The sequence below is a fragment of the Streptomyces sp. NPDC017991 genome (assembly GCF_044328075.1).
Classification (GTDB): domain Bacteria; phylum Actinomycetota; class Actinomycetes; order Streptomycetales; family Streptomycetaceae; genus Streptomyces.
The window spans coordinates 189322-212114 of record NZ_JBIRGP010000005.1; the positions used below are offsets into that span (position 1 = coordinate 189322).

The window sequence follows — 22793 nt, forward strand, 5'->3', positions numbered from 1 at the left end:
CGTTGGATACGCAGCCGAGTACACAGCCGCAGTACCGCCAGGTGCCGGCCCAGATCGACCTGCCCGCTCTTGAGCACGGCGTGCTCGACTTCTGGAGCGAGCAGAAGATCTTCGCCAAGACCCTGGAGCAGTCCGAGGGCCGCCCGGAGTGGGTGTTCTACGAAGGCCCGCCCACGGCCAACGGCATGCCGGGCGCCCACCACATCGAGGCCCGCGTCTTCAAGGACGTCTTCCCGCGCTTCCGCACCATGCGCGGCTACCACGTGGGCCGCAAGGCCGGCTGGGACTGCCACGGCCTCCCGGTGGAGCTGGCGGTCGAGAAGGAGCTGGGCTTCAACGGCAAGAAGGACATCGAGGCGTACGGCATCGCCGAGTTCAACGCCAGGTGCCGTGAGTCCGTGACCCGCCACACCGACGCGTTCGAAGAGCTCACGACCCGCATGGGGTACTGGGCCGACCTGAACGACCCCTACCGGACGATGGACCCGGAGTACATCGAGTCCGTCTGGTGGTCGCTCAAGGAGATCTTCAACAAGGGTCTGCTGACGCAGGACCACCGCGTCGCCCCCTGGTGCCCGCGCTGCGGCACGGGCCTCTCCGACCACGAGCTGGCGCAGGGCTACGAGACGGTCGTCGACCCCTCGGTGTTCGTCCGTTTCCCGCTCACCTCCGGTCCGCTCGCGGGCGAGGCCGCGCTCCTGGTGTGGACGACGACCCCGTGGACCCTGGTGTCCAACACGGCGGTCGCCGCGCACCCCGACGTGACGTACGTGGTCGCGACGGACGGCGCCGAGAAGCTCGTCGTCGCCGAGCCGCTCGTCGAGAAGGCCCTCGGCGAGGGCTGGAAGACCACCGGCCAGTCCTTCACGGGCGCCGAGATGGAGCGCTGGACCTATCAACGCCCGTTCGAGCTCGTCGAGTTCCCGAAGGACGAGCCCGCCCACTACGTGGTGAACGCGGAGTACGTGACGACCGAGGACGGTACGGGTCTGGTCCACCAGTCCCCCGCCTTCGGCGCGGACGACCTCCTGGTCTGCCGCGAGTACGGACTGCCGGTCGTGAACCCCGTGCGCCCCGACGGCACCTTCGAGGAGGACGTCCCGCTCGTGGGCGGTGTCTTCTTCAAGAAGGCCGACGAACAGCTCACGGAAGACCTACAGAGCCGCGGGCTGCTCTTCAAGCACATCCCGTACGAGCACAGTTACCCCCACTGCTGGCGCTGCCACACCGCGCTCCTCTACTACGCGCAGCCGTCCTGGTACATCCGCACCACGGCGGTCAAGGACCGGCTCCTCCAGGAGAACGAGAAGACCAACTGGTTCCCGGACTCGGTCAAGAACGGCCGCTACGGAGACTGGCTGAACAACAACATCGACTGGGCCCTGTCCCGCAACCGCTACTGGGGCACCCCGCTGCCGATCTGGCGCTGCGAGGACGACCACCTCACCGTCGTCGGCTCCCGCGCGGAGCTGACCGAGCTGACCGGCACCGACCAGTCGGAGCTGGACCCGCACCGCCCGTTCATCGACGAGGTCACCTTCGCCTGCCCCCAGTGCGAGAAGACCGGGTGCGAGAAGACGGCCACGCGCGTGCCGGAGGTCATCGACGCCTGGTACGACTCGGGTTCGATGCCGTTCGCGCAGTGGGGCTACCCGTACAAGAACAAGGAGCTCTTCGAGAGCCGCTATCCGGCGCAGTTCATCTCGGAGGCCATCGACCAGACCCGCGGCTGGTTCTACACGCTGATGGCCGTCGGCACGCTGGTCTTCGACAAGTCGTCGTACGAGAACGTGGTCTGTCTCGGCCACATCCTCGCCGAGGACGGCCGCAAGATGTCCAAGCACCTGGGTAACATCCTGCAGCCGATCCCGCTGATGGACCAGCACGGCGCGGACGCCGTGCGCTGGTTCATGGCGGCCGGCGGCTCCCCCTGGGCGGCCCGCCGCGTCGGCCACGGCACCATCCAGGAGGTCGTCCGCAAGACGCTCCTCACGTACTGGAACACGGTCGCCTTCCAGGCCCTGTACGCGCGCACGGCGGGCTGGGCGCCCAGCGGGGCCGATCCGGCCCCGGCGGACCGCCCGGTCCTCGACCGCTGGCTCCTGTCCGAACTCCACGCGCTCACCGACCAGGTGACGCAGTCCCTGGAGTCGTACGACACCCAGCGGGCCGGCAAGCTGCTCTCGGCCTTCGTCGACGACCTGTCGAACTGGTACGTACGCCGTTCCCGTCGCCGCTTCTGGCAGGGCGACAAGGCGGCCCTGCGCACCCTGCACGAGGTCGTCGAGACGGTCACGCGGTTGATGGCCCCGCTGACCCCGTTCATCACCGAGCGGGTCTGGCAGGACCTCGTGGTGCCGGTGTCCGCCGACGCCCCGGAGTCCGTGCACCTGTCGACCTGGCCGGAGGCGGACCTGTCCGTCATCGACCCGGAGCTGTCGAAGCAGATGGTGCTCGTACGCCGTCTCGTGGAGCTGGGCCGTGCCACGCGCGCGGAGTCGGGTGTCAAGACCCGCCAGCCGCTGTCCCGCGCGCTGGTGGCGGCGACCGGCTTCGGCTCCCTCGACCGTGAGCTGCACGCGCAGATCACCGAAGAGCTGAACGTGAGCTCGCTCGCGTCCCTGTCCGAGGTGGGCGGCTCGCTGGTCGACACGACGGCGAAGGCGAACTTCCGGGCCCTGGGCAAGCGGTTCGGCAAGGGCGTCCAGGCGGTGGCGAAGGCCGTCGCCGAGGCCGACGCGGCGGCGCTGTCCCTGGCCCTGCGCGAGGGCACGGCGTCGGTGGAGGTCGACGGCGAGACCGTCACGCTCGCCCCGGACGAGGTCATCATCACGGAGACCCCGCGCGAGGGCTGGTCCGTCGCCTCGGACTCGGGTGCCACGGTCGCGCTCGACCTGGAGCTGACGGAGGAGCTGCGCCGGGCCGGCCTGGCCCGGGACGCCATCCGGCTGATCCAGGAGGCCCGTAAGAACAGCGGCCTCGACGTGGCCGACCGGATCGCCCTGCGCTGGACGTCCACGGACCCGAAGGTCATCGCGGCGCTCACCGAGCACTCCGCCCTGATCTCGGACGAGGTCCTGGCAACGGACTTCTCCCAGTCCGAGGCGGACGACACCTACGGCACCCCGTTCACGGACGAACCCCTGTCCCTGACGTTCCGCCTCCGCAAGGCGTAGCCCCGCCCCCGCCTCCTGCGGGCAGGCGTGCCGCGGGGCGGCACGGGTGGGCGCAGGGCACCCTGCAAGCGCAGGCCACAACAACCGCGTGACCTGAGCCCCCGCCCCGAGCACCGCGAAGGCCCCGGGCCACCAGAACCTCTGGTGGCCCAGGGCCTTCGCCGTCCCACCCCCGGACGCGGAAAAAGACGGCAGAAAAGGGCGGAGCCCCCGGATATCCGGGGGCTCCGCCCTGAACGCTGCCGACGCCTACGGCGTAGGGGAGGCCGTCAGTTGTCGTCCTCGTCGATCAGGAAGCCACGCATCGGCGAGGGCGCCTGCTGCATGGGCGAGGGCCCCTGCGGCCGGACCGGCGCCATCGGCTGGGTCATGGCCGGCGACATCTGCTGCTGGCCGCCGTAGGACTGCGCACCGGGACCGGGGCCGCCCATCGGGTTGCCACCGTAGGACGGCGCACTCGCCCCGGCCGGAGCCATGGACGGGCTCGGCGACGACGGGAGCGAGGCGGTCGCCGGGGTACGCGGCGGAGCCAGCGAGTCGTCGGCCTGGGTCTCCAGCTGACGCAGCTGCGACTCCAGGTAGGACTTCAGACGCGTACGGTACTCGCGCTCGAAGCCTCGCAGGTCCTCGACCTTGCGCTCCAGCGTGGCGCGGGCGGACTCCAGGGAGCCCATCGCGACGCGGTGCTTCTCCTGCGCGTCCCGCTCCAGGGCGTCGGCCTTGGCACGGGCGTCGCGCTCCAGACCCTCGGCGCGGCTGCGGGCCTCGCCGACGATCTTGTTGGCCTCGGAACGGGCCTCGGCGATCGCCTGGTCGGCGGTCTGCTGGGCCAGCGAGAGCACCCGGGCGGCACTGTCGCCACCGGGGCCCTGACCGGGCTGTCCCATCTGCGGGCCGTGCTGGCCCATCGGACCGCCCATGGGGCCGCCCATCTGGCCGCCCATCTGCTGGGGCATCTGCTGCTGCATCTGTCCCTGCATGGGGCCGGGACCCTGGCCCATGCCGCCCTGGCCCATCGGGCCCTGACCCATGCCGCCCTGACCCATACCGCCCTGGCCCATCGGACCCTGACCCATGGGGCCCTGACCCATCTGGCCGGGACCCTGCTGGCCACCCTGGGCGCTGGGGCCCGCGGGAAGCTGCGGGGCACCGCTCGGCAGCTGCGGGGGGCCGCCCATGGGGCCACCCATCTGCTGCTGCGGCGGGCCCGATATGCCGGCGGGCACGGGAGCGCCCGGACCGCCTCGCATGCCCTGCGGCGGACCCTGCTGTTGCTGCGGATCCTGCTGTTCGGGAGGCTTGCGCATGCCCTGTTGCTGGTTCTGCGCGGCGGCGCGTGTGGCGGCGGCCAGCTTGGCGCGCAGGTCCTCGTTCTCGCGGAGCAGGCGGGTCAGTTCGGCTTCGACCTCATCGAGGAAGGCATCGACCTCGTCCTCGTCATAGCCTTCTCGGAGGCGGACGGTCGTGAACTGCTTGTTCCGCACGTCCTCGGGGGTCAACGGCATCTCTTCACCTCAACGTAGTCGTCGGCATCGTCGGCGTTCGGCAAGACCGTATCGTTCACAGCCGGCTCACAACGGAGATCAGGATGTAGACGATGATCATCAGCACGAAGAAGGACAGGTCGAGCGCCACGCCCCCGAGACGTAGCGGCGGAATGAACCGCCGCAGAAGCTTGAGCGGTGGATCAGTGACAGTGTAAGTCGCCTCAAGAACGACCACCATCGCCTTGCCGGGTTGCCATGAGCGGGCGAACTGGAACACGTAGTCCATGACCAGCCGGAAGATCAGCACGATGAGGAAACACATCAGCACGACGTAGAGAACTTGCCCGACCACGCTCATGATTCCGTGCGTCCCTCTCCCCTGTTTCCCTGCTGCTCCGGTCCTGCGTCTCAGCTCTGGTTGAAGAACCCGCCCTCTGCGATGCGAGCCTTGTCCTCCGCCGTGACATCGACGTTAGCAGGCGACAACAGGAACACCTTCTGCGTCACCCGCTCGATGCTCCCGTGGAGACCGAACACCAAACCGGCAGCAAAGTCGACAAGTCGCTTGGCGTCCGTGTCATCCATCTCGGTCAGATTCATGATCACCGGGGTGCCCTCACGGAAGTGTTCCCCGATGGTACGGGCCTCGTTGTAGGTCCGGGGGTGCAGCGTGGTGATCCTGTACGGCTCTCGTTCCGACACGACCTTGGGCATGATCACCGGTGCGTTCTTCTCCAGGCTTTGACGTTCTTGTGTGATGGACGCCACGGGGGCGATACGGGCCGGGCGACCGGATTCCGCGCCCAGCGAAGCGGAATGGGGCACGGGCTCGCGCTGCACCGGTGGATGCACCACTCGTACCGGTTCGTCCCTTTGGGACTGATGTGGCTGGTGCGACTGATGCGACGGCTCGTGCCGTCGGCGGTCCCGCTCGGGCTCAGGATCAAGCTCGGGCTCGAAGTCGTCATCGGGGTCGAAGCCCCTGCCGTCGTACCCATCGTCCTCCACGAGGCCGAGGTAGACCGCCATCTTGCGCATCGCGCCGGCCATGCTCTGAGTCCTCCGCTCTGTGGTGGATCGGCTGACTGTTGCCAAGCGCCCGCGATCCACGAGGTCGTCTGCCCGCCAGCGGCGGTAATGACCATATTTTCTGCTGTGGTCCGACTTCTTGGCGACGTTACCCGAGCCTGGGGCGGACGCCGAGTACCGCGGTGCCGACGCGTACATGTGTCGCTCCGGCCGTCACCGCGTGTTCGAGGTCCGCACTCATCCCTGCGGAGACCATGTTCGCAGCAGGATGGACGCGGCGCAGGTCAGTCGACAAATCCATCAGGCGCTCGAACGCCGCCTGTTCGCGCCCCGCGTACGGGCCGGTGAGCGGGGCGACGGTCATCAGTCCGTCGAGCCTGAGCCCCGGGGCCCGGGCGACGAGTTCGCCCAACTCCCCGACGCCTTCGACCGATACACCACCGCGCTCCCCCATTCCGGCCTTCCCCGCCGCGGACTGCTCCGCGTCGAGCGCGACCTGGATGAGGCAGCCCACCTCGCGTTCCGTCCGCACCGCCTCCTTGGACAGGGCGGTGACGAGCCTGGCCCGGTCGACCGACTGCACGACATCGGCGTAACCGACCACGGAACGCACTTTGTTGGTCTGCAACTGGCCCACGAAGTGCCAGGACAGGGGCAGATCGGAACAGGCAGCGGCCTTGGGCGCCGCGTCCTGGTCACGGTTCTCGGCGACGTGCCGCACACCGAGTTCCGACAGGATCCGCACATCCTCGGCGGGGTAGGTCTTGGTGACCACGATCAGGGTCACCTCTTCACGCTTGCGTCCGGCCGCCGCACAGGCGGCGGCGATACGCTCCTCCACGTCCGCCAGATTCCCGGCGAGTTCGGTCCTGCGGTTCGTCATACCCGATCAGTCCAGCCACACATAGCCCGCGAGCCGGCCGGTGATGCCGTCCCGACGGTACGAGAAATGGTCGTCCGACTCGATCGTGCAGACCGGCGACGGCTCCCGGTCGCGCACTCCGAGCCGCTCCAGCTGCGCGTGCACCCCCGCGGTCACGTCGACCGCCGGCGTGCCCCACGTGGTCTCGGCGTACGCCGCGGGCTCGACGGCCGTGACCTCGGCCCGCATCGCGTCCGGCACCTCGTAGCACCGGCCGCAGACGGCGGGGCCGGTACGGGCGACGATCCGGGCCGGTTCGGCGCCGAGCCCCACCATGGCCTCGACCGCGGCGGGTACGACCCCGGCGACCATGCCCGGCCGTCCCGCGTGGACGGCGGCCACGACCCCCGCTACGGGGTCCGCGAGCAGCACGGGGGTGCAGTCCGCGGTGAGCACGGCGAGGGCGAGCCCCCGGCGGGCGGTGACGACCGCGTCGACCTCCGGCACCGGGCGCTCGCCCCAGGGCTCGTCGACCACGGCCACGTCGGGTCCGTGGACCTGGTTCATCCAGACGACCCGCACCGGGTCGAGACCGAGCGACTTGGCCGCCAGTTCACGGTTGGTCCGTACGGACCCGGAGTCGTCGCCGACCGCCCCGCCGAGATTGAGCTCTTCGTACGGAACGGCGCTCACCCCGCCCCACCGGTCGGTGAAGGCGAAGTGCGCGCCGCTCACGGTGCTCACCGAGGAGCGCCGTCCTATCACTTGAGGAAGTCCGGCACGTCCAGCTCCTCCGCCGCGCTGTCGGAGTAGGTCCGCGACGACGGGACCGGCGGGGAGACGGGCGGCAGTTCGTTGCTCGCCGGCTCCGGAGCGGGCTCCGGCGCCTCCTTGGGGGTGACGCTGCCGAGCGAGCCGAAGGACGGGCGGCTGTCGCCCGCCCGCGCCGGGGCGGGCTCGTCGCGCTTGGCGGAGGACGAGCCGAGCACGGTGTCCCGCTTGGACGGGGGCTGCCCGCCGTCGAAGCCGGCCGCGATGACGGTGACCCGCACCTCGTCGCCGAGCGCGTCGTCGATGACCGCGCCGAAGATGATGTTGGCCTCGGGGTGCGCGGCCTCGCTCACCAGCTGGGCGGCCTCGTTGATCTCGAACAGACCGAGGTCGGAGCCGCCGGAGATCGAGAGCAGTACGCCCCGGGCACCGTCGATGGAGGCCTCCAGGAGCGGCGAGGAGATCGCCATCTCGGCAGCCGCCACCGCGCGGTCGTCGCCGCGGGCCGAGCCGATACCCATGAGGGCCGAACCGGCCTCGGACATCACGGACTTGACGTCGGCGAAGTCGAGGTTGATCAGACCGGGTGTGGTGATGAGGTCGGTGATGCCCTGAACACCGGAGAGCAGGACCTGGTCCGCCGACTTGAACGCGTCGAGGACGGAGACCTGGCGGTCCGAGATGGACAGCAGCCGGTCGTTCGGGATGACGATGAGGGTGTCGACCTCTTCGCGGAGTTCCGCGATGCCGTCCTCGGCCTGGTTGGCGCGGCGCCTGCCCTCGAAGGTGAAGGGGCGGGTGACCACGCCGATGGTGAGTGCGCCGAGCGAGCGGGCGATGTTGGCCACCACCGGCGCGCCGCCGGTGCCGGTGCCACCACCCTCGCCGGCTGTCACGAAGACCATGTCGGCCCCCTTGAGGACCTCCTCGATCTCCTCGCGGTGATCCTCCGCGGCCTTGCGGCCGACGGCCGGGTTGGCTCCGGCGCCGAGTCCGCGGGTGAGTTCGCGGCCGACGTCGAGCTTGACGTCGGCGTCGCTCATCAACAGAGCCTGGGCGTCCGTGTTGATGGCGATGAACTCGACACCCTTGAGACCGACCTCGATCATCCGGTTGATGGCATTGACACCACCGCCGCCGACACCGATGACTTTGATGACTGCGAGGTAGTTCTGCGGTGCTGCCACGTCGAAGGCCTCTCGCCTCGATTACGTGTCGTCGCCTCGCACGGTCGCGATCCGACGACTGATGCCGAATGGGACGGTCCGAACGCCGACCCGAACCCTAACGCTGAAGTTTAGGGTTACCAGTGTGCCTGTTCCCTGGACTCTTCCGAACAGGACACTAAGTCGACAAGTGGCGCACGTTCAACGAACACGCCGAACCTCCCGTTTTTCTTTTCACCCTATGTGATCAGCCATGTCGCTGCCCAACCAGGGTGCTGGCCTGCGCAGATGTGCGTCAACTCCCTGATGACGCAGGGGCGGTGGGAACACTTACGTCGAAGTGTCCCGCCCCGGGAGCGGCTTTCATGAGAGCGATGAGCGTATGCGCCTTCGCGCGGCCCTTCTCACCACTGCCCCAGTCGACGGTGCGGTCGCCGCTCAACTCCAGCGTGATGGAGTCGTACGAACGGACCTTGACGACCTGGGTGGCGCGGGCGACCGCGGCCGGAAGGGAACCGGCCACGAGCACCGCCTCGCGCACCAGCCGGCCGGTGCCGAAACGGCGCAGGCCCGCCGAGTGGGACGCCGTCAATTCCAGTGCGGGTACGCCCTGTGGGGCACGCGAAACCGTGGCATATCGCACACCCTTGGCGTCCACTTCGACAAACTTTCCGCCCTTTTCGACAATCAGGACCGGCCTACGCTCGGTTACTTTCAGCCCGATTCCATGGGGCCACGAACGGACGACGTCAACCGAGTCGATTCGGGGCAATTTCCGGAGCAGTCTTGCCTCGATCACATCGGTGTCGACTGAAATCAACGGCGATCCGACCGGAACGTCGGCCGCCTCGGCGACCTGTCCGGCCGTCAGGACGCGCGTCCCGGTGGCCGATACCCGCTCCACGCGCGTCCACTGCGAGCCGTAGAGGATCCAGGCCCCGCCCGCGGCGAGCAGGGCCAGACAGATCATCACAACAATGAGCGTACGAGGCTTCGGCAGCCTCTTCAGCCTCTTGAGAAGGGGCTGCCGGGGCGGGCCGGAGGCCGGATCCTGCCGGTCTTGCCGTTCGCCGCGTTCGGCGGTGGTCGGTCCGGCCACGCTCCCCTGCCTTCTGCCACGCGCTAGCGGCGTGACGCGATCGCCTCGTACACCATCCCGACGAGCAGGTCGTCGGCGTCCCTGCGGCCGAACTCGGAGGCCGCGCGGGACATCTCGAACAGCCGGTGCGGATCGGCGAGCACGGGCAGGACGTTGCCCTGGATCCAATGCGGCGTCAGTTCCGCGTCGTCGACCAGCAGTCCGCCGCCGGCCTTGACCACCGGCTGGGCGTTCAGCCGCTGTTCGCCGTTGCCGATGGGCAGCGGGACGTAGACGGCGGGAAGCCCGACGGCGGAGAGTTCGGCGACGGTCATCGCACCCGCGCGGCAGAGCATCATGTCGGCCGCGGCGTACGCGAGGTCCATCCGGTCCACGTACGGTACCGGGATGTACGGGGGCATCCCCGGCATCTGGTGGACCTGCGGCAGTTCGTTCTTCGGGCCGACCGCGTGCAGGATCTGGATACCGGCCTGCTGCAGGTACGGAGCGGTCTGCTCGATCACCTGGTTGAGGCGGCGGGCGCCCTGCGAGCCGCCGGAGACCAGCAGCGTCGGTAGGGAGGGGTCGAGCCCGAACGCGGCGCGGGCCTCGGGGCGCACGGCGGCCCGGTCCAGCGTGGCGATGGAGCGGCGCAGCGGGATGCCGATGTAGCGGGCGCCCCGCAGCTTGCTGTCCGGGGTGGAGACGGCGACCTGGGCCGCGTACCGGGAACCGATCTTGTTGGCGAGTCCCGGCCGGGCGTTGGCCTCGTGGACGATGATCGGGACACCGAGGCGCTTGGCCGCGAGATAGCCGGGCAGGGCGACGTAGCCGCCGAAGCCGACGACCGCGTCCGCCTTGGTGCGTTCCAGGATCTGCTCGGCCGCCTTGATCGTGCCGCGCAGCCGTCCGGGGACGGTGATCAGCTCGGGGGTGGGCTTGCGCGGCAGCGGTACCGCGGGGATCAGCCCGAGTTCGTAGCCCCGTTCTGGTACGAGTCGGGTCTCAAGTCCGCGCTCCGTGCCCAGGGCCGTGATTCCCACGGTCGGGTCCTGCCTGCGCAGGGCGTCCGCGAGGGCGAGCGCGGGCTCGATGTGGCCGGCGGTCCCCCCGCCGGCGAGTACGACATGCACCGAAATTCACCGCTCTCCGGACGAACGCGCCGAGGCACGCCGTCGCATCGTGTTCCACTTCCGAGGCCCCCGGACAGCGGAGCCTCTCACCGCAGCCCGCTTTCTGCCAAAGCGGGGTTGCCGCATCGCGAGCGCCGTCCGCGCAGCGGGATCCTCACGCGCGAAGGCGATCAGGAGTCCGATGGCGAACATGGTCGGCAACAGGGCGGAACCCCCGTAGGAGAACAGCGGGAGCGGGACTCCGGCGATCGGCAGCAGACCGAGCACCGCACCGATGTTGATCACGGCCTGAGCCGTGATCCAGGTGGTCACGCCACCCGCGGCGTACCTCACGAAGGGGTCCTCCGTGCGTCCGGCCACGCGGATACCCGCATAGCCTAGGGCCGCGAAGAGCGCGAGTACCGACAGAGTGCCCGCCAGACCGAGTTCCTCACCTGTGATGGCGAAGATGAAGTCGGTGTGGGCCTCGGGGAGTTGACCCCATTTCTCCACACTCGCCCCGAGGCCGGACCCGAAGAGCCCCCCGGAGGCGAGGGCGTAGATCCCGTGCACGGCCTGCCAGCAGGAGTCGCCGGGGCCGGGTTCGGTGGCGCCGAGGCAGCCGAGACGGGCCATCCGGTTGGGGCTGGTCCTGATCAGGATGAAACCGAGGGTCAGCGCGATGGCGAGGACGCCGCCGAAGAGCCGGGTCGGCGCCCCCGCGAGCCACAGCAGGCCGAAGAGGATCGCGGTGAGGATGATCGCCGTGCCCATGTCGCCGCCGAGCATGATCAGCCCGAGCAGCATGAAGGCCACCGGCACGAGCGGCACCAGCATGTGCTTCCACTGGGCCAGCAGCCGCTTGTCCTGTTTGCGGGCGAGCAGGTCGGCCCCCCACAGGACGAGGGCGAGCTTGCCGAACTCGCTGGGCTGGAGCTGGAAGGGTCCGCCGACGGAGATCCAGTTCTGGTTGCCGTTGACCGCGACCCCTATCCCCGGCACCTGGACGAGGATCATCAGGAAGACCGAGCCCAGGAGCATCGGGTACGCGAGCGCCCGGTGCAGCTTGGAGGGCATCCGGGAGGCGGCCAGCAGCAGCAGGCCGCCGAGCACGGCCGCGAGGAACTGCTTGCGGAAGAAGTAGCTTCCCGGCAGCGAGAGCTGGAGCGCGGTGATCTGGGAGGCGGAGTACACCATCACCAGACCCAGCACGGTGATCAGCAGGCTGCCGCCGAGGATCAGGTAGTACGCCGTCAGCGGTCGGTCCCAGGCACGGCGTGCGCGGCCGTACAGACGGCCTACGGGGTTGTCGCGCGGGGGCCGGGGGGTGGGGGGCCGCCGGGGGGCCCGCTGGACGGGAGGACGCCCTGTACGGCTAGTGGGCACGACGGGCTCCCCTCGGGGGCGCGGGACGGCGGGCGGAGCGGCACAGCGCCGTGCCACCGGCAGAGGGCTGTCGGTCGACCGACCACGATGGCGTCACGTGTCGCTCCCAAGGATCCCGGGCGCCCGGGCCGGCCCGGGGGCCTGCCGTCAGGCGCCCGCGGCGCCGAGTTCGCGGACAGCTTCCGCGAACATGTCACCGCGCTGGTTGTAGTTGGCGAACATGTCCATGGAAGCGCAGGCCGGTGCCAGGAGCACCGTGTCGCCGGCGCGGGCGAGTCGTGCCGCCTCCTGGACCGCCGCGGGCATCGCACCAGTGTCGGTCCGGTCGAGGTCGACCACCGGTACCTCGGGCGCGTGTCGCGCGAGGGCTTCACGGATGAGGGCCCGGTCCGCGCCGAAGAGCACGACGCCCCGCAGCCGCTTCGCCGACCGGACGACGAGTTCGTCGAAGGTCGCGCCCTTGGCGAGGCCGCCCGCGATCCACACGATCGGCTCGTACGCGGCCAACGAGGCTTCCGCGGCATGCGTGTTGGTGGCCTTGGAGTCGTCCACGTAGGCGACGCCGTCCACATCGGCCACGTGCTCGATGCGGTGGGCGTCGGGGCGGAAGGCCCTCAGGCCGTCCCTGACGGCCTTGGGGGGCACTCCGAAGGCGCGGGCCAGGGCCGCCGCCGCGAGGGCGTTGGCGATGTTGTGCGGGGCGGGCGGGTCGACGTCCGCGATCTCCGCGAGTTCCTGGGCCTGCTTGTGCCGGTCCTCGACGAAGGCGCGGTCGACCAGGATGCCGTCGACGACGCCGAGTTGGGAGGGTCCGGGGGTGCCGAGCGTGAAGCCGACGGCCCGGCAGCCCTCCTCGACGTCCGCCGCGCGCACCAGGTCCTCGGTGGCCTTGTCGGCCACGTTGTAGACGCAGGCCACCTGATTGCCCTCGTAGACGCGGCCCTTGTCGGCGGCGTACGCCTCCATGGAGCCGTGCCAGTCGAGGTGGTCGGGGGCGAGGTTCAGGACGGCCGCGGAGTGGGCGCGCAGGGAGGGCGCCCAGTGCAGCTGATAGCTGGACAGTTCCACGGCGAGCACGTCGAGATCGGCGTACGCGTCGTCGTCGCCCAGCACCACGTCGACGATCGGCGTGCCGATGTTGCCCACCGCGGCCGTACGCAGGCCCGCGGCGGCCAGGATCGAGGCGAGCATCCGGGTCGTGGTGGTCTTGCCGTTGGTGCCGGTGACGGCCAGCCAGGGGGCGGCCCTGCGGCCGTCGTGGCCGCGCAGGCGCCAGGCGATCTCGACGTCGCCCACGACGTCCACGCCCGCCTCCGCGGCGGCCAGGAAGAGGGGGCTGCCCGGCTTCCAGCCGGGAGAGGTGACCACCAGGTCGGTGCCCTCGGGCAGCGTGTCGGCGTCCGCGAGGCGTACCGCGATGCCCTGCTGTTCGAGGGGGACGGCCCGCTCCCTGTGCGCCGGGGAGTCGCCGCCGTCGACGACCGTGACCGACGCGCCGAGGCCGGCCAGGGCGCGGGCGGCGCTGATGCCGCTCACGCCGAGACCGGCGACGGTGACGTTCATGCCCTGCCAGGCGGAAGCGGTGGTCACTTCTTGGCTGCCCATCCCGCGTAGAAGAGGCCGAGGCCGACGATGACGCACATGCCCTGGATGATCCAGAAGCGGACCACCACAAGGACTTCGGACCACCCCTTCAGTTCGAAGTGGTGCTGGAGTGGTGCCATGCGGAAGACGCGTTTGCCGGTCAGTTTGAAGGAGCCGACCTGGATGACCACCGACATGGTGATGAGGACGAAGAGGCCACCGAGCAGGGCGACCAGGATCTCCGTGCGGGAGCAGATCGCGAGACCGGCCAGCGCGCCGCCGAGCGCCAGGGAACCGGTGTCCCCCATGAAGATCTTGGCGGGCGAGGTGTTCCACCACAGGAAGCCGAAGCAGGAGCCCATGAGGGCGGCGGCGACGACCGCGAGGTCCAGTGGATCTCGAACCTCGTAGCAGGCGCCCGGGTTGGTGAGGGTCTGCGCGTTGGCGCAGGACTCCTGGAACTGCCAGACGCCGATGAACGTGTAGGCGCCGAACACCATGGTCGCGGCGCCGGTGGCCAGGCCGTCCAGACCGTCCGTCAGGTTCACGCCGTTCGACATCGCGAGGATCATGAACAGCGCCCAGACCACGAACAGCACCGGGCCGATGGACCAGCCGAAGTCCTGCACGAAGGAGAGCCTGGTGGAGGCCGGGGTGTTGTTGCGGTTGTCCGCGAACTGCAGCGCGAGGACCGCGAAGCCGATGCCGACGATCAGCTGGCCGGCCATCTTCGCCTTGGCCCGCAGACCGAGCGAACGCCGCTTGACGATCTTGATGTAGTCGTCCAGGAAGCCGACCACGCCCATGCCCGTCATCAGGCCGAGCACCAGCAGTCCCGAGAACGTCGGCGGCTTCCCCGTGATCACCTTGCTGAGGAAGTACGCCAGCAGCGTGGCCAGGATGAAGGCGATGCCACCCATGGTCGGCGTACCGCGCTTGGCGTGGTGCTCGCGGGGGCCGTCGTCGCGGATGTACTGGCCGTAGCCCTTGCGGGCCAGCAGCTTGATCAGCAGCGGAGTGCCGATCAGGGTCAGGAAGAGACCGATGACTCCCGCGAACAGGATCTGATTCATCATCGGACGGCGACCTCACCCTCGGTGCCCTCGACGAGCGCCTGCGCGACCCGTTCGAGACCGACCGACCGGGACGCCTTCACGAGTACGACGTCTCCCGGGCGCAGCTGACTGCGCAACAGGTCGACCGCCGACTGTGCGTCGGACACGTGCACCGACTCCTCACCCCACGAACCCTCGTTATATGCGCCCAGTTGCAGCCAGGACGCTTCCCTGCCCCCGACCGCGACGAGCTTGCTGACGTTGAGCCGGACGGCGAGCCGTCCGACCGCGTCGTGCTCGGCGAGCGCCTCGTCCCCGAGCTCGGCCATCTGACCGAGCACCGCCCAGGTCCGCCGCCCCTTGCCCATGGCCGCGAGCGCGCGCAGGGCGGCTCGCATGGACTCGGGGTTCGCGTTGTAGGCGTCGTTGACGACCGTCACGCCGTCCGGGCGCTCGGTGACCTCCATCCGCCAACGGGAGAGGGAGCCCGCCTCGGAGAGCGCGGTGGCGATCTCGTCTGCGGACATGCCCAGCTCATGGGCGACGGCGGCGGCGGCGAGCGCGTTCGACACGTGGTGCTCACCGTACAGGCGCATGGTCACTTCGCTGCACCCGGTGGGTGTGTGAAGGCTGAACGAGGGCTGTCCGTTCCCGGTGAGCCGCACGTTCTCGGCCCGTACGTCCGCTTCGCCGGACTCTCCGAAGAGGAGCACGCGTGCTTTCGTACGCGAGGCCATGGCCCGTACGAGGGGGTCGTCGGCGTTGAGGACGGCGGTTCCGTCCTCCGGGAGACCCTCCACCAGTTCGCCCTTGGCCTGTGCGATCTGCTCGCGGCCGCCGAACTCGCCGATGTGGGCGGTGCCGACGTTGAGGACGAGGCCGATCCTCGGGGGCGTCAGATCCGCGAGGTAGCGGATGTGGCCGATCCCGCGGGCGCCCATCTCCAGGACGAGGAAACGGGTTTCCTCCGTGGCGCTGAGCGCGGTGAGCGGCAGCCCGATCTCGTTGTTGAGCGAGCCGGGTGTGAAGACCGTCGGCGCCTTGGTGCGCAGCACCTGGGCGATCAGATCCTTGGTGCTGGTCTTGCCCGCGGAGCCGGTGAGGGCCACGAGCGTCGCGCCGAGCCGTGCCACGACGTGGCGTGCGAGGGCGCCCAGCGCCAACAGGACGTCGTCCACGACGATCGCGGGCACTCCGACGGGCCGGGAGGCCAGGACGGCCACGGCGCCCGCCTCCACGACGTCCGCGGCGAAGTCGTGGCCGTCCACGCGCTCGCCCACGAAGGCGACGAAGAGACTGCCGGGCTCCACTTCCCTGGAGTCCCTGACGACTTGTCCGGTGACCTGGACCGACGTATCCGGTATGTCGTGGGTCTGCCCGCCGACGACTGAGGCGATCTCGGCGAGAGAGAGGGCGATCACAAATTCATCCCTGGGTCTTCTGGATAGCTGCGCGGAGCACCTGGCGGTCGTCGAAGGGACGGATCACCCCGGCGATGTCCTGGCCCTGTTCGTGGCCCTTGCCCGCGATCAGCACGGTGTCGCCCGGCTGTGCGCGGGCGACGGCCGCGGCGATCGCGGCGGCCCGGTCCTCGAAGACCTGGACCTCTCCGCGCTCGTGCGCCGGCACCTCTGCGGCGCCCGCGAGCATCGTGGCGAGGATGGCGAGGGGGTCCTCGCCACGGGGGTTGTCCGAGGTCAGTGTGGCGGTGTCGGAGAGCCGGACCGCGGCGGCGCCCATCGGCATCCGTTTGGTCCTGTCCCGGTCGCCGCCGCAGCCGAGGACGATGTGCAGTTTGCCGTCGGTGACCTTGCGCAGGGCCTTCAGGACGGATTCGACGGCGTCCGTCTTGTGCGCGTAGTCGACGACCGCGAGGTAGGGCTGTCCGGCGTCCACGCGCTCCAGGCGGCCGGGCACGCCCGGTACGGCGGCGATGCCGTCGGCGGCGGTCTGCGGGTCGATCCCGGCGGCGGCGAGGGCGACGATCGCGGCGAGCGTGTTGGCCACGTTGAAGGTGCCCGCGAGCGGCGACTTGGCGGTGATCCGTTCGCCCTTGGGCCCGACCGCGACGAAGACCGAGTCCATCGGGCCGACCCGGACGTCCTCGGCACGCCAGTCGGCGTCCGGGTGCCCTTCCGCGGAGAACGTCACCACGGGGACGCCGGCCTCCTTGACGAGCCTGCGGCCGTATTCGTCGTCGAGGTTGACCACACCGAGCCTGCTGCGCTCCGCCGTGAACAGCCGCGCCTTGGCCTGGAAGTAGTCCTCCATGCCGGAGTGGAACTCCATGTGTTCCGGGCTGAGGTTGTTGAAGACCGCGATGTCGAAGACGCAGCCGTCGACCCGGCCGAGGACCAGGGCGTGGCTGGAGACCTCCATGACGACCGCCTCGACGCCGCGTTCGCGCATGACCGCGAACAGCGCCTGGAGGTCGGTGGCCTCGGGGGTGGTGCGCTCCGACTTGATGCGCTCCTCGCCGATGCGCATCTCCACGGTGCCGATCAGTCCGGTACTGCGGACGCCCTTGAGACCGCCTTCGACGAGGTACGCCGTGGTGGTCTTGCCGGACGTGCCGGTGATGCCGATCTGCAGCAGGTCGCGGCCGGGGTGGCCGTAGAGGGCGGCGGCCAGCCGGCCCATCGACCCGCGCGGGTCGTCCACGACGAGGACCGGCAGGCCGGTGGCCCGGGCCCGGTCGGCTCCCGTCGGGTCGGTCAGCACGGCGACGGCGCCGAGACCGGCGGCCTGCGTCACGAAGTCGGCGCCGTGCATCCGGGCGCCGGGCAGCGCGGCGTAGACGTCGCCCGGGCGGACGGCGCGGGAGTCATGGGTGATGCCCGTGACCCCGACGGCGTCCGCGGCGCTCTCTGGGTGGTCCGCACCCAGCTGACCGGCGAGCTCCGCGAGGGGTGTGGCGGGGTTCTGAACCGGTCGCGGCGGCCCCGGATATGTCACAGGGACGCCCTTCTGGGTGGTTTGGGACTGATCGGCGTGTGGCACGGCGGTGAGCGTACCGGGCACACCCCCGCCGGAGCGAAGCGAGGGGCGTGGCGGGACGGACGGCGAGCCGTCGTTGCCGGGATCGGGAGTGATCGTTGTCACGAGCTTGTTCCTGGTCGGTGTTCCGGGCGGTGCGCGGGGTGTTCCGGTCGGTGTCGAGAGGTACCGAGGGGTGGCGGGGGGACGCCGATGAAGGCGTGGTCGGCGTCGGTCAGGGCGTGAAGGTGACGGGAAGTCTGTCGGCCGCCTGCCCGGTGGGCGGTACCTGGAGGGTCTTCAGTGCGAACTCCAGGACCTGCTTGTAGACGGGTCCGCAGATCTGGCCGCCGAAGTAGCTGCCCTTGGTGGCGTTCTGGATGGCGCAGTACACGGTGACGCGGGGGTTGTCGGCGGGCGCGAATCCCGCGAAGGACGACGTGTAGCCGCGGTAGCGGCCGGTGGCCGGATCCACACGGTTGGCCGTGCCGGTCTTGCCCGCCACGCGGTAGCCGGGGATACGCGCCTTGGCTCCGGTGCCCTCCTCGTCGTCCACGACGGACTCCAGCATGTGTGCCAGGGTCTTCGCGGTCTTCTCGCTGACGACTCTTGTCTTCTTGGCCTTGGCGGCCGGGGTGAACTGTCCGTCGGCTCCCTTCGTGCCGCGGACGAGGGTCGGTTCCACGCGGACGCCGCCGTTGGCGATCGTCGAGTAGACGGAGGCCGCCTGCATCGCGTTGACGGACACGCCCTGGCCGAAAGGAATCGTGTACTGCTGGGAGGTCGACCACTGGTCGGCGGGGGCGAGGATGCCCTTCGTCTCGCCGGGGAAGTCCAGGCCGGTGTATCCGCCGATGCCGAACTTGCGCAGGTACGAGTGGAGGACCTGGTTGGCCTCCTGCTGGGTCTTGCCGAGCTGTCCGGTCGCCAGAATGGTGCCGATGTTGCTGGACTTGGCGAGGACTCCGTTGAGCGTGAGGTACCAGGTCGGGTGGTCGATGTCGTCCTTGAAGAGCCGGTCCCCGCGGTGCAGCCGGTTGGGCACGGTGACGTGCGTGCCGGGGGTGGCGGCGCCCTCCTCCAGGACGGCGGCCATCGACATCACCTTGGCGGTGGAGCCGGGCTCGTAGGCGTCCTCCAGGCTCCAGTTGTGCAGGGCTCCCCCGTCGGCCTCGGACAGGTCGTTCGGGTCGAAGCCGGGCGAGTTGGCCATCGCGAGGATCTCGCCGGTCCTGTTGTCCTGCACCACGACGTAGCCGCGGTCCGCCTTGGACTTCTCGACCTGCTCGGCGATGGCGTGCTGCGCGGCCCACTGGATGTCGCGGTCGATCGTCAGCTCCACCTCGGAGCCGGCCACCGCGGGCTTCTCGGTGGAACCGGCGGTCGGTACCTGCCGTCCGCCGGACTGGGCGTAGCGGATCTCGCCGTCCTTGCCGGACAGGTCACCGTTGAGCTGCTGCTCGATGCCGCCGCCGCCCTTGCCGTCGGCGTTGACCCAGCCCAGTATCCCGGCGCCGAGGTCCCCGTTCGGGTAGACCCGTTTGCTGCTGGGTTCCTGGAGGACGCCCGCCAGGATGTTGGCGGGACCGCCTTCGCCGGCCTTCTCGGCGAGGGTGCTCTTGAGGTCCTTGATCTGCGTCCAGACCTGGGGGGTCTGGCGGCGGGCGAGCACTACGTAGCGGGTCTTCTCCGTCCGGAGCTTGGCGGCGAGCTCGTCGGTGTCCTTGCCGAGGATCGGGCCGAGCAGGGCGGCGGCCTGCTCGGGCGCGTCGCCGGTCCTCGTCGCCTTCTTCGTGAAGAGGGTGGGGTCGGCGGTGATGTCGTTGGCGTCCACGCTGATCGCCAGGTCGACGCCGTTGCGGTCGGTGATCCCGCCGCGCGCGGCGGCCAGGGTACGGCTGAGGTACCGGTTCTTCTCGGCCTTGGCGGTGTACTCGCTCGCGTCGACCGCCTGCACCTGGAGGAGCCGTACGACGAAGGCGATCAGTACGAGGGCCAGGGCGAGGCTGACCAGGCGCAGCCGCGGGCGGGGGCTGCCCAGCCGGATGACACGCGGCGCCTTCGTACGGGGCGGCGCGGGACGGCGTGCGGGACGGGCGCCCGGCCCGGGGCGGCGCTGGCTGCCGGGTTTCGCGGAGCGGGCGGACTGCGCGGACCGGGCGGGCGCGGGCACCCTGCGGCGCGGGGGTTCCCTGTCGGACACTTCCGTCACCTGCCGGGAATCGTAGAGGTCGGCGTGGGCTGCGCGGCGGTCTCCGTGGCCTGCTCCGGCGCCCCGGTGAGCCCCTGCGGCCCGGCGGACGCCGGGCCCGGCTCCGGGGACGTCCCGGCCGGTTCGGGGACGAGCGCCTCGGGCGGCCGGATCACAGGTGCGTACACGGACGACTGCTCGGCGGCCGCGCTGGGGACACCGCGGACGGTGCCGTCGGGGTCGAGGAAGGCCGGATCGCCGCCGGGCACCATGCCGAGCTCGCGGGCGCGGCGCTGGAGGGCGTCGGGGGCGGAGTAGGCGTCCACGTCACGCTGGAGCGCCTGTTCCTCGTCGGTGAGGCTCTTGGTGTCCTTCTGGAGGTCGTCGAGCTGGAACGACCCTTCGCTGAGGGCGGAGTTCAGCACCAGGAGTCCGATGAGACCGCCCCCGAGCAGCAGCACGACCAGGAGGACGAAGGGGGTACGGGCCGCCTGTCCGGAGCCGGTCGGGAAGAGCCGCGCGAGCCGGGCCGCTCTCCCCCTCAGTTCGGGTTTCCTATTCACTCACCCTCCAGGTGAGTTCGGGGTCCTGGCCGGTGGGTCCGGGTTTCCGGCCCCTGTGCCCGGTGAGTTCGGTTGTCCCACTCACGCACCCTCGCGTCACTCGGCGTCCTCCCTGATGCGCTGCGCCCCGCGCAGCCGCGCGGGAGCTGCCCGCCGGTTCTCCGCGACCTCTTCCTCGGTGGGAAGTTCGGCACCGCGCGTGAGCAGCTTGAGCCGGGGCTGGTAGCGCTCGGGGACGACCGGCAGTCCGGCCGGCGCGGTGTTGGCGGCGCCCGCCGCGAACACCTGCTTCACCAGCCGGTCCTCCAGGGAGTGGTACGACAGCACGGCGATCCGGCCCCCGACGGCGAGCGCCTTCACGGCGGCGGGGACCGCCCTCTCCAGGACGGTGAGTTCGCCGTTGACCTCGATGCGCAGCGCCTGGAACGTGCGCTTGGCGGGGTTGCCGCCGGTGCGCTTGGCCGCCTGCGGCAGGGAGTCGCGGATCAGCTCGACGAGCCGCGCGCTGTTGGTGAACGGCTCCTTGTCCCGCTGGCGGACGACCGCGGACACGATCCGCTTGGCCTGCTTCTCCTCGCCGTACGCCCGCAGGATCCGTACGAGTTCGCCGGGCGGGTAGGTGTTGAGCACCTCGGCCGCGCCGATGCCGGTCGTCTGGTCCATGCGCATGTCGAGCGGTGCGTCCTGGGCGTAGGCGAAGCCGCGGTCCGCCTCGTCGAGCTGCATGGAGGAGACGCCCAGGTCGAAGAGGACGCCCTGGACGCTCGCGAGGCCCAGGCGGTCGAGCACGTCGGGGAGTTCGTCGTAGACCGCGTGCACCAGCTCGGCCCGGTCGCCGAAGGGCGCGAGCCGTTCCGCGGAGAGGCGCAGTGCCTCCTTGTCGCGGTCGAGGGCGATCAGGCGGGCCTCGGGGAAGCGGCTGAGCAGGGCCTCGCTGTGGCCGCCGAGACCGAGGGTGCAGTCGACGACCACGGCTCCCGGTGCCTCCAGCGCGGGGGCCAGCATGTCCAGGCACCGCTGGAGCATCACCGGGACATGTCGACTCTGGCTCAAGGGGCCCTCTCAGGTCCGCGCGGCCGGTACGCACCGCCGGGTCCCCGCCCGCCCGCAGCCGTCACGGGGAGATACCCCTCGGCTTGCCGAGGGGGTGGCCTGCCGGCGCCGGAAGCGTCAGCCGACCGGGAGCGGGAGGAGGCCGAGCCGTACGTACGCGCCGCGCACGCGGGGAGTTCCCGGCATGTCGCCGGGCCTCCAGGTGGTTAGGCCCTGTCGTCACATTCCCGTCTGCCGGGCGACGCCATGCACGCACTCTCGCCGCACCGGGCGCAGAGCCAAGTACGTCCAGTACGAGGCTCTGCGCCCGGCACGCCGAGAGCACGCACCTGACGCCGCCCGGCCCGCCCTCCGGGCGGACGACGGGAATGTGACGACAGGGCCTAGCAATCCAGCAGGGAGGACAGCTCGCCTCCCGCTTCGCGTCACTTTAGTCCACGGTGTCTCGCGGTCAATGAACCGGCCTGCGCGTCGCGACTCTCACCCGAGATCAAGCGAAAACCCGGCGTTTTCCACCCGAACGGGTGCACTCGGTCCACCCTTGTGGGTTACCTCACAACAACGCTCATTGATGTTCTTTGTCCCCTCTCACAGCGGGCCCGAACAGCACGTGCCCCTTACCGTCATAACCATGACGACTTCCGCATCCGTTCCCACCGAGCCCGAGGGCGCCATGGCCCGCCCCGGCACCGTCACGGACCGCCTGGTCGAGGCCAACGAGCGGTACGCCGCCGCGTTCGCCGACCCGGGCATGGACGCCCGGCCGGTACTGCGCGTCGCGGTCGTGGCCTGCATGGACGCCCGTCTCGACCTGCACGACGCGCTCGGCCTTGAGCTCGGCGACTGTCACACCATCCGCAACGCCGGCGGCGTCGTCACCGACGACGTGATCCGCTCCCTGACCATCAGCCAGCGCGCGCTCGGCACCCGCAGCGTCGTCCTCATCCATCACACCGGCTGCGGCCTGGAGTCCCTCACCGAGGAGTTCCGCCACGACCTGGAGATGGAGGTCGGCCAGCGTCCGGCATGGGCGGTCGAGGCGTTCCGTGACGTCGAACAGGACGTCCGGCAGTCCATGCAGCGGGTGCGGACCTCCCCGTTCCTTCTGCACTCCGACGACGTACGTGGTTTTGTATTCGACGTGAAGACGGGCCTCCTGAGTGAGATAGACCCCACCTGACACCAGTTGGACCCGGCCATAAAGCGCAAGAACCGACATATCGCGGCCAGTTATCCACAGGCGGATGACACGAACCGGTAACGGCAACAAGAATGCGTGTGTGGCGTCGCGCGGAACTTTTCAC

General features: G+C 70.1%; 18 protein-coding genes. 2 read left to right on the forward strand and 16 right to left on the reverse strand.

Annotated features, from left to right (window positions below; translation table 11 throughout):
• The first annotated feature begins 2 nt into the window (after positions 1-2).
• The gene (ileS, locus tag ACH4DZ_RS17145; protein ID WP_398287937.1) at positions 3-3176 is read left to right on the forward strand and encodes an isoleucine--tRNA ligase; all 3174 of its coding nucleotides are present in this window, start codon (positions 3-5) and stop codon (positions 3174-3176) included.
• A 269-nt stretch (positions 3177-3445) separates the two neighbouring features.
• On the opposite strand, the gene ACH4DZ_RS17150 is transcribed toward ileS, so the two are convergent.
• From ACH4DZ_RS17150 to rsmH, 16 genes are all read right to left on the reverse strand, one after another.
• Positions 3446-4681, reverse strand: a complete 1236-nt coding sequence (locus ACH4DZ_RS17150) for a DivIVA domain-containing protein (protein ID WP_398287938.1) — start codon at positions 4679-4681, stop codon at positions 3446-3448.
• Positions 4682-4736: 55 nt separating this feature from the next.
• Positions 4737-5021, reverse strand: coding sequence for a YggT family protein (locus ACH4DZ_RS17155; protein WP_107017493.1), 285 nt, complete (start codon positions 5019-5021; stop codon positions 4737-4739).
• A 50-nt stretch (positions 5022-5071) separates the two neighbouring features.
• On the reverse strand, positions 5072-5713 hold the full coding sequence (locus tag ACH4DZ_RS17160; RefSeq protein WP_189769932.1) for a cell division protein SepF: 642 nt from the start codon (positions 5711-5713) through the stop codon (positions 5072-5074).
• 127 nt (positions 5714-5840) lie between these two features.
• Complete coding sequence (locus ACH4DZ_RS17165) at positions 5841-6575, reverse strand: YggS family pyridoxal phosphate-dependent enzyme (RefSeq protein ID WP_398287939.1); 735 nt, start codon at positions 6573-6575, stop codon at positions 5841-5843.
• Positions 6576-6581: 6 nt separating this feature from the next.
• Positions 6582-7289 (reverse strand): peptidoglycan editing factor PgeF, encoded by a 708-nt coding sequence (gene pgeF / locus ACH4DZ_RS17170; protein ID WP_398288306.1) that lies wholly within the window; start codon positions 7287-7289, stop codon positions 6582-6584.
• A 26-nt stretch (positions 7290-7315) separates the two neighbouring features.
• Positions 7316-8512, reverse strand: a complete 1197-nt coding sequence (gene ftsZ / locus ACH4DZ_RS17175; protein WP_398287940.1) for a cell division protein FtsZ — start codon at positions 8510-8512, stop codon at positions 7316-7318.
• A gap of 274 nt (positions 8513-8786) precedes the next feature.
• Positions 8787-9590, reverse strand: coding sequence for a cell division protein FtsQ/DivIB (locus ACH4DZ_RS17180; RefSeq protein ID WP_398287941.1), 804 nt, complete (start codon positions 9588-9590; stop codon positions 8787-8789).
• Positions 9591-9613: 23 nt separating this feature from the next.
• Positions 9614-10702, reverse strand: coding sequence for an undecaprenyldiphospho-muramoylpentapeptide beta-N-acetylglucosaminyltransferase (murG, locus tag ACH4DZ_RS17185; RefSeq protein WP_210883459.1), 1089 nt, complete (start codon positions 10700-10702; stop codon positions 9614-9616).
• A gap of 6 nt (positions 10703-10708) precedes the next feature.
• Positions 10709-12067 (reverse strand): putative lipid II flippase FtsW, encoded by a 1359-nt coding sequence (ftsW, locus tag ACH4DZ_RS17190; protein WP_398287942.1) that lies wholly within the window; start codon positions 12065-12067, stop codon positions 10709-10711.
• A gap of 147 nt (positions 12068-12214) precedes the next feature.
• Positions 12215-13672 carry a UDP-N-acetylmuramoyl-L-alanine--D-glutamate ligase gene (gene murD, locus ACH4DZ_RS17195; protein WP_398287943.1) on the reverse strand — a complete coding sequence of 486 codons (1458 nt, stop codon included), beginning with the start codon at positions 13670-13672 and terminating at the stop codon, positions 12215-12217.
• Positions 13654-14724 (reverse strand): phospho-N-acetylmuramoyl-pentapeptide-transferase, encoded by a 1071-nt coding sequence (gene mraY, locus ACH4DZ_RS17200; RefSeq protein WP_398288307.1) that lies wholly within the window; start codon positions 14722-14724, stop codon positions 13654-13656. The genes murD and mraY overlap by 19 nt, the downstream gene beginning before the upstream one ends.
• Positions 14724-16127: a UDP-N-acetylmuramoyl-tripeptide--D-alanyl-D-alanine ligase gene (murF, locus tag ACH4DZ_RS17205; protein WP_398287944.1), complete on the reverse strand. Its 1404-nt coding sequence runs from the start codon at positions 16125-16127 to the stop codon at positions 14724-14726. The genes mraY and murF overlap by 1 nt, the downstream gene beginning before the upstream one ends.
• A gap of 4 nt (positions 16128-16131) precedes the next feature.
• The gene (locus tag ACH4DZ_RS17210) at positions 16132-17808 is read right to left on the reverse strand and encodes a UDP-N-acetylmuramoyl-L-alanyl-D-glutamate--2,6-diaminopimelate ligase (RefSeq protein ID WP_398287945.1); all 1677 of its coding nucleotides are present in this window, start codon (positions 17806-17808) and stop codon (positions 16132-16134) included.
• Positions 17809-17917: 109 nt separating this feature from the next.
• On the reverse strand, positions 17918-19885 hold the full coding sequence (locus ACH4DZ_RS17215; protein WP_398287946.1) for a peptidoglycan D,D-transpeptidase FtsI family protein: 1968 nt from the start codon (positions 19883-19885) through the stop codon (positions 17918-17920).
• Positions 19886-19890: 5 nt separating this feature from the next.
• Entirely contained in the window at positions 19891-20436 is a 546-nt protein-coding gene (locus ACH4DZ_RS17220; RefSeq protein ID WP_398287947.1) for a septum formation initiator family protein, read from the reverse strand.
• Positions 20437-20532: 96 nt separating this feature from the next.
• Positions 20533-21489: a 16S rRNA (cytosine(1402)-N(4))-methyltransferase RsmH gene (gene rsmH, locus ACH4DZ_RS17225; protein ID WP_398287948.1), complete on the reverse strand. Its 957-nt coding sequence runs from the start codon at positions 21487-21489 to the stop codon at positions 20533-20535.
• Between the two features lie 631 nt (positions 21490-22120).
• On the opposite strand from rsmH, the gene ACH4DZ_RS17230 reads away from it, so the two are divergent.
• Entirely contained in the window at positions 22121-22669 is a 549-nt protein-coding gene (locus ACH4DZ_RS17230) for a beta-class carbonic anhydrase (protein ID WP_398287949.1), read from the forward strand.
• Positions 22670-22793: the final 124 nt, after the last annotated feature.

Excerpts from the sequence above, each read along its gene's own strand:
- murD (WP_398287943.1), bottom strand. The coding sequence starts at position 13,672 with ATGGGCAGCCAAGAAGTGACCACCGCTTCCGCCTGGCAGGGCATGAAC.
- ACH4DZ_RS17160 (WP_189769932.1), bottom strand. The coding sequence starts at position 5,713 with ATGGCCGGCGCGATGCGCAAGATGGCGGTCTACCTCGGCCTCGTGGAG.
- ACH4DZ_RS17150 (WP_398287938.1), bottom strand. The coding sequence starts at position 4,681 with ATGCCGTTGACCCCCGAGGACGTGCGGAACAAGCAGTTCACGACCGTC.
- ACH4DZ_RS17155 (WP_107017493.1), bottom strand. The coding sequence starts at position 5,021 with ATGAGCGTGGTCGGGCAAGTTCTCTACGTCGTGCTGATGTGTTTCCTC.
- ACH4DZ_RS17165 (WP_398287939.1), bottom strand. The coding sequence starts at position 6,575 with ATGACGAACCGCAGGACCGAACTCGCCGGGAATCTGGCGGACGTGGAG.
- mraY (WP_398288307.1), bottom strand. The coding sequence starts at position 14,724 with ATGAATCAGATCCTGTTCGCGGGAGTCATCGGTCTCTTCCTGACCCTG.
- ACH4DZ_RS17230 (WP_398287949.1), top strand. The coding sequence starts at position 22,121 with ATGACGACTTCCGCATCCGTTCCCACCGAGCCCGAGGGCGCCATGGCC.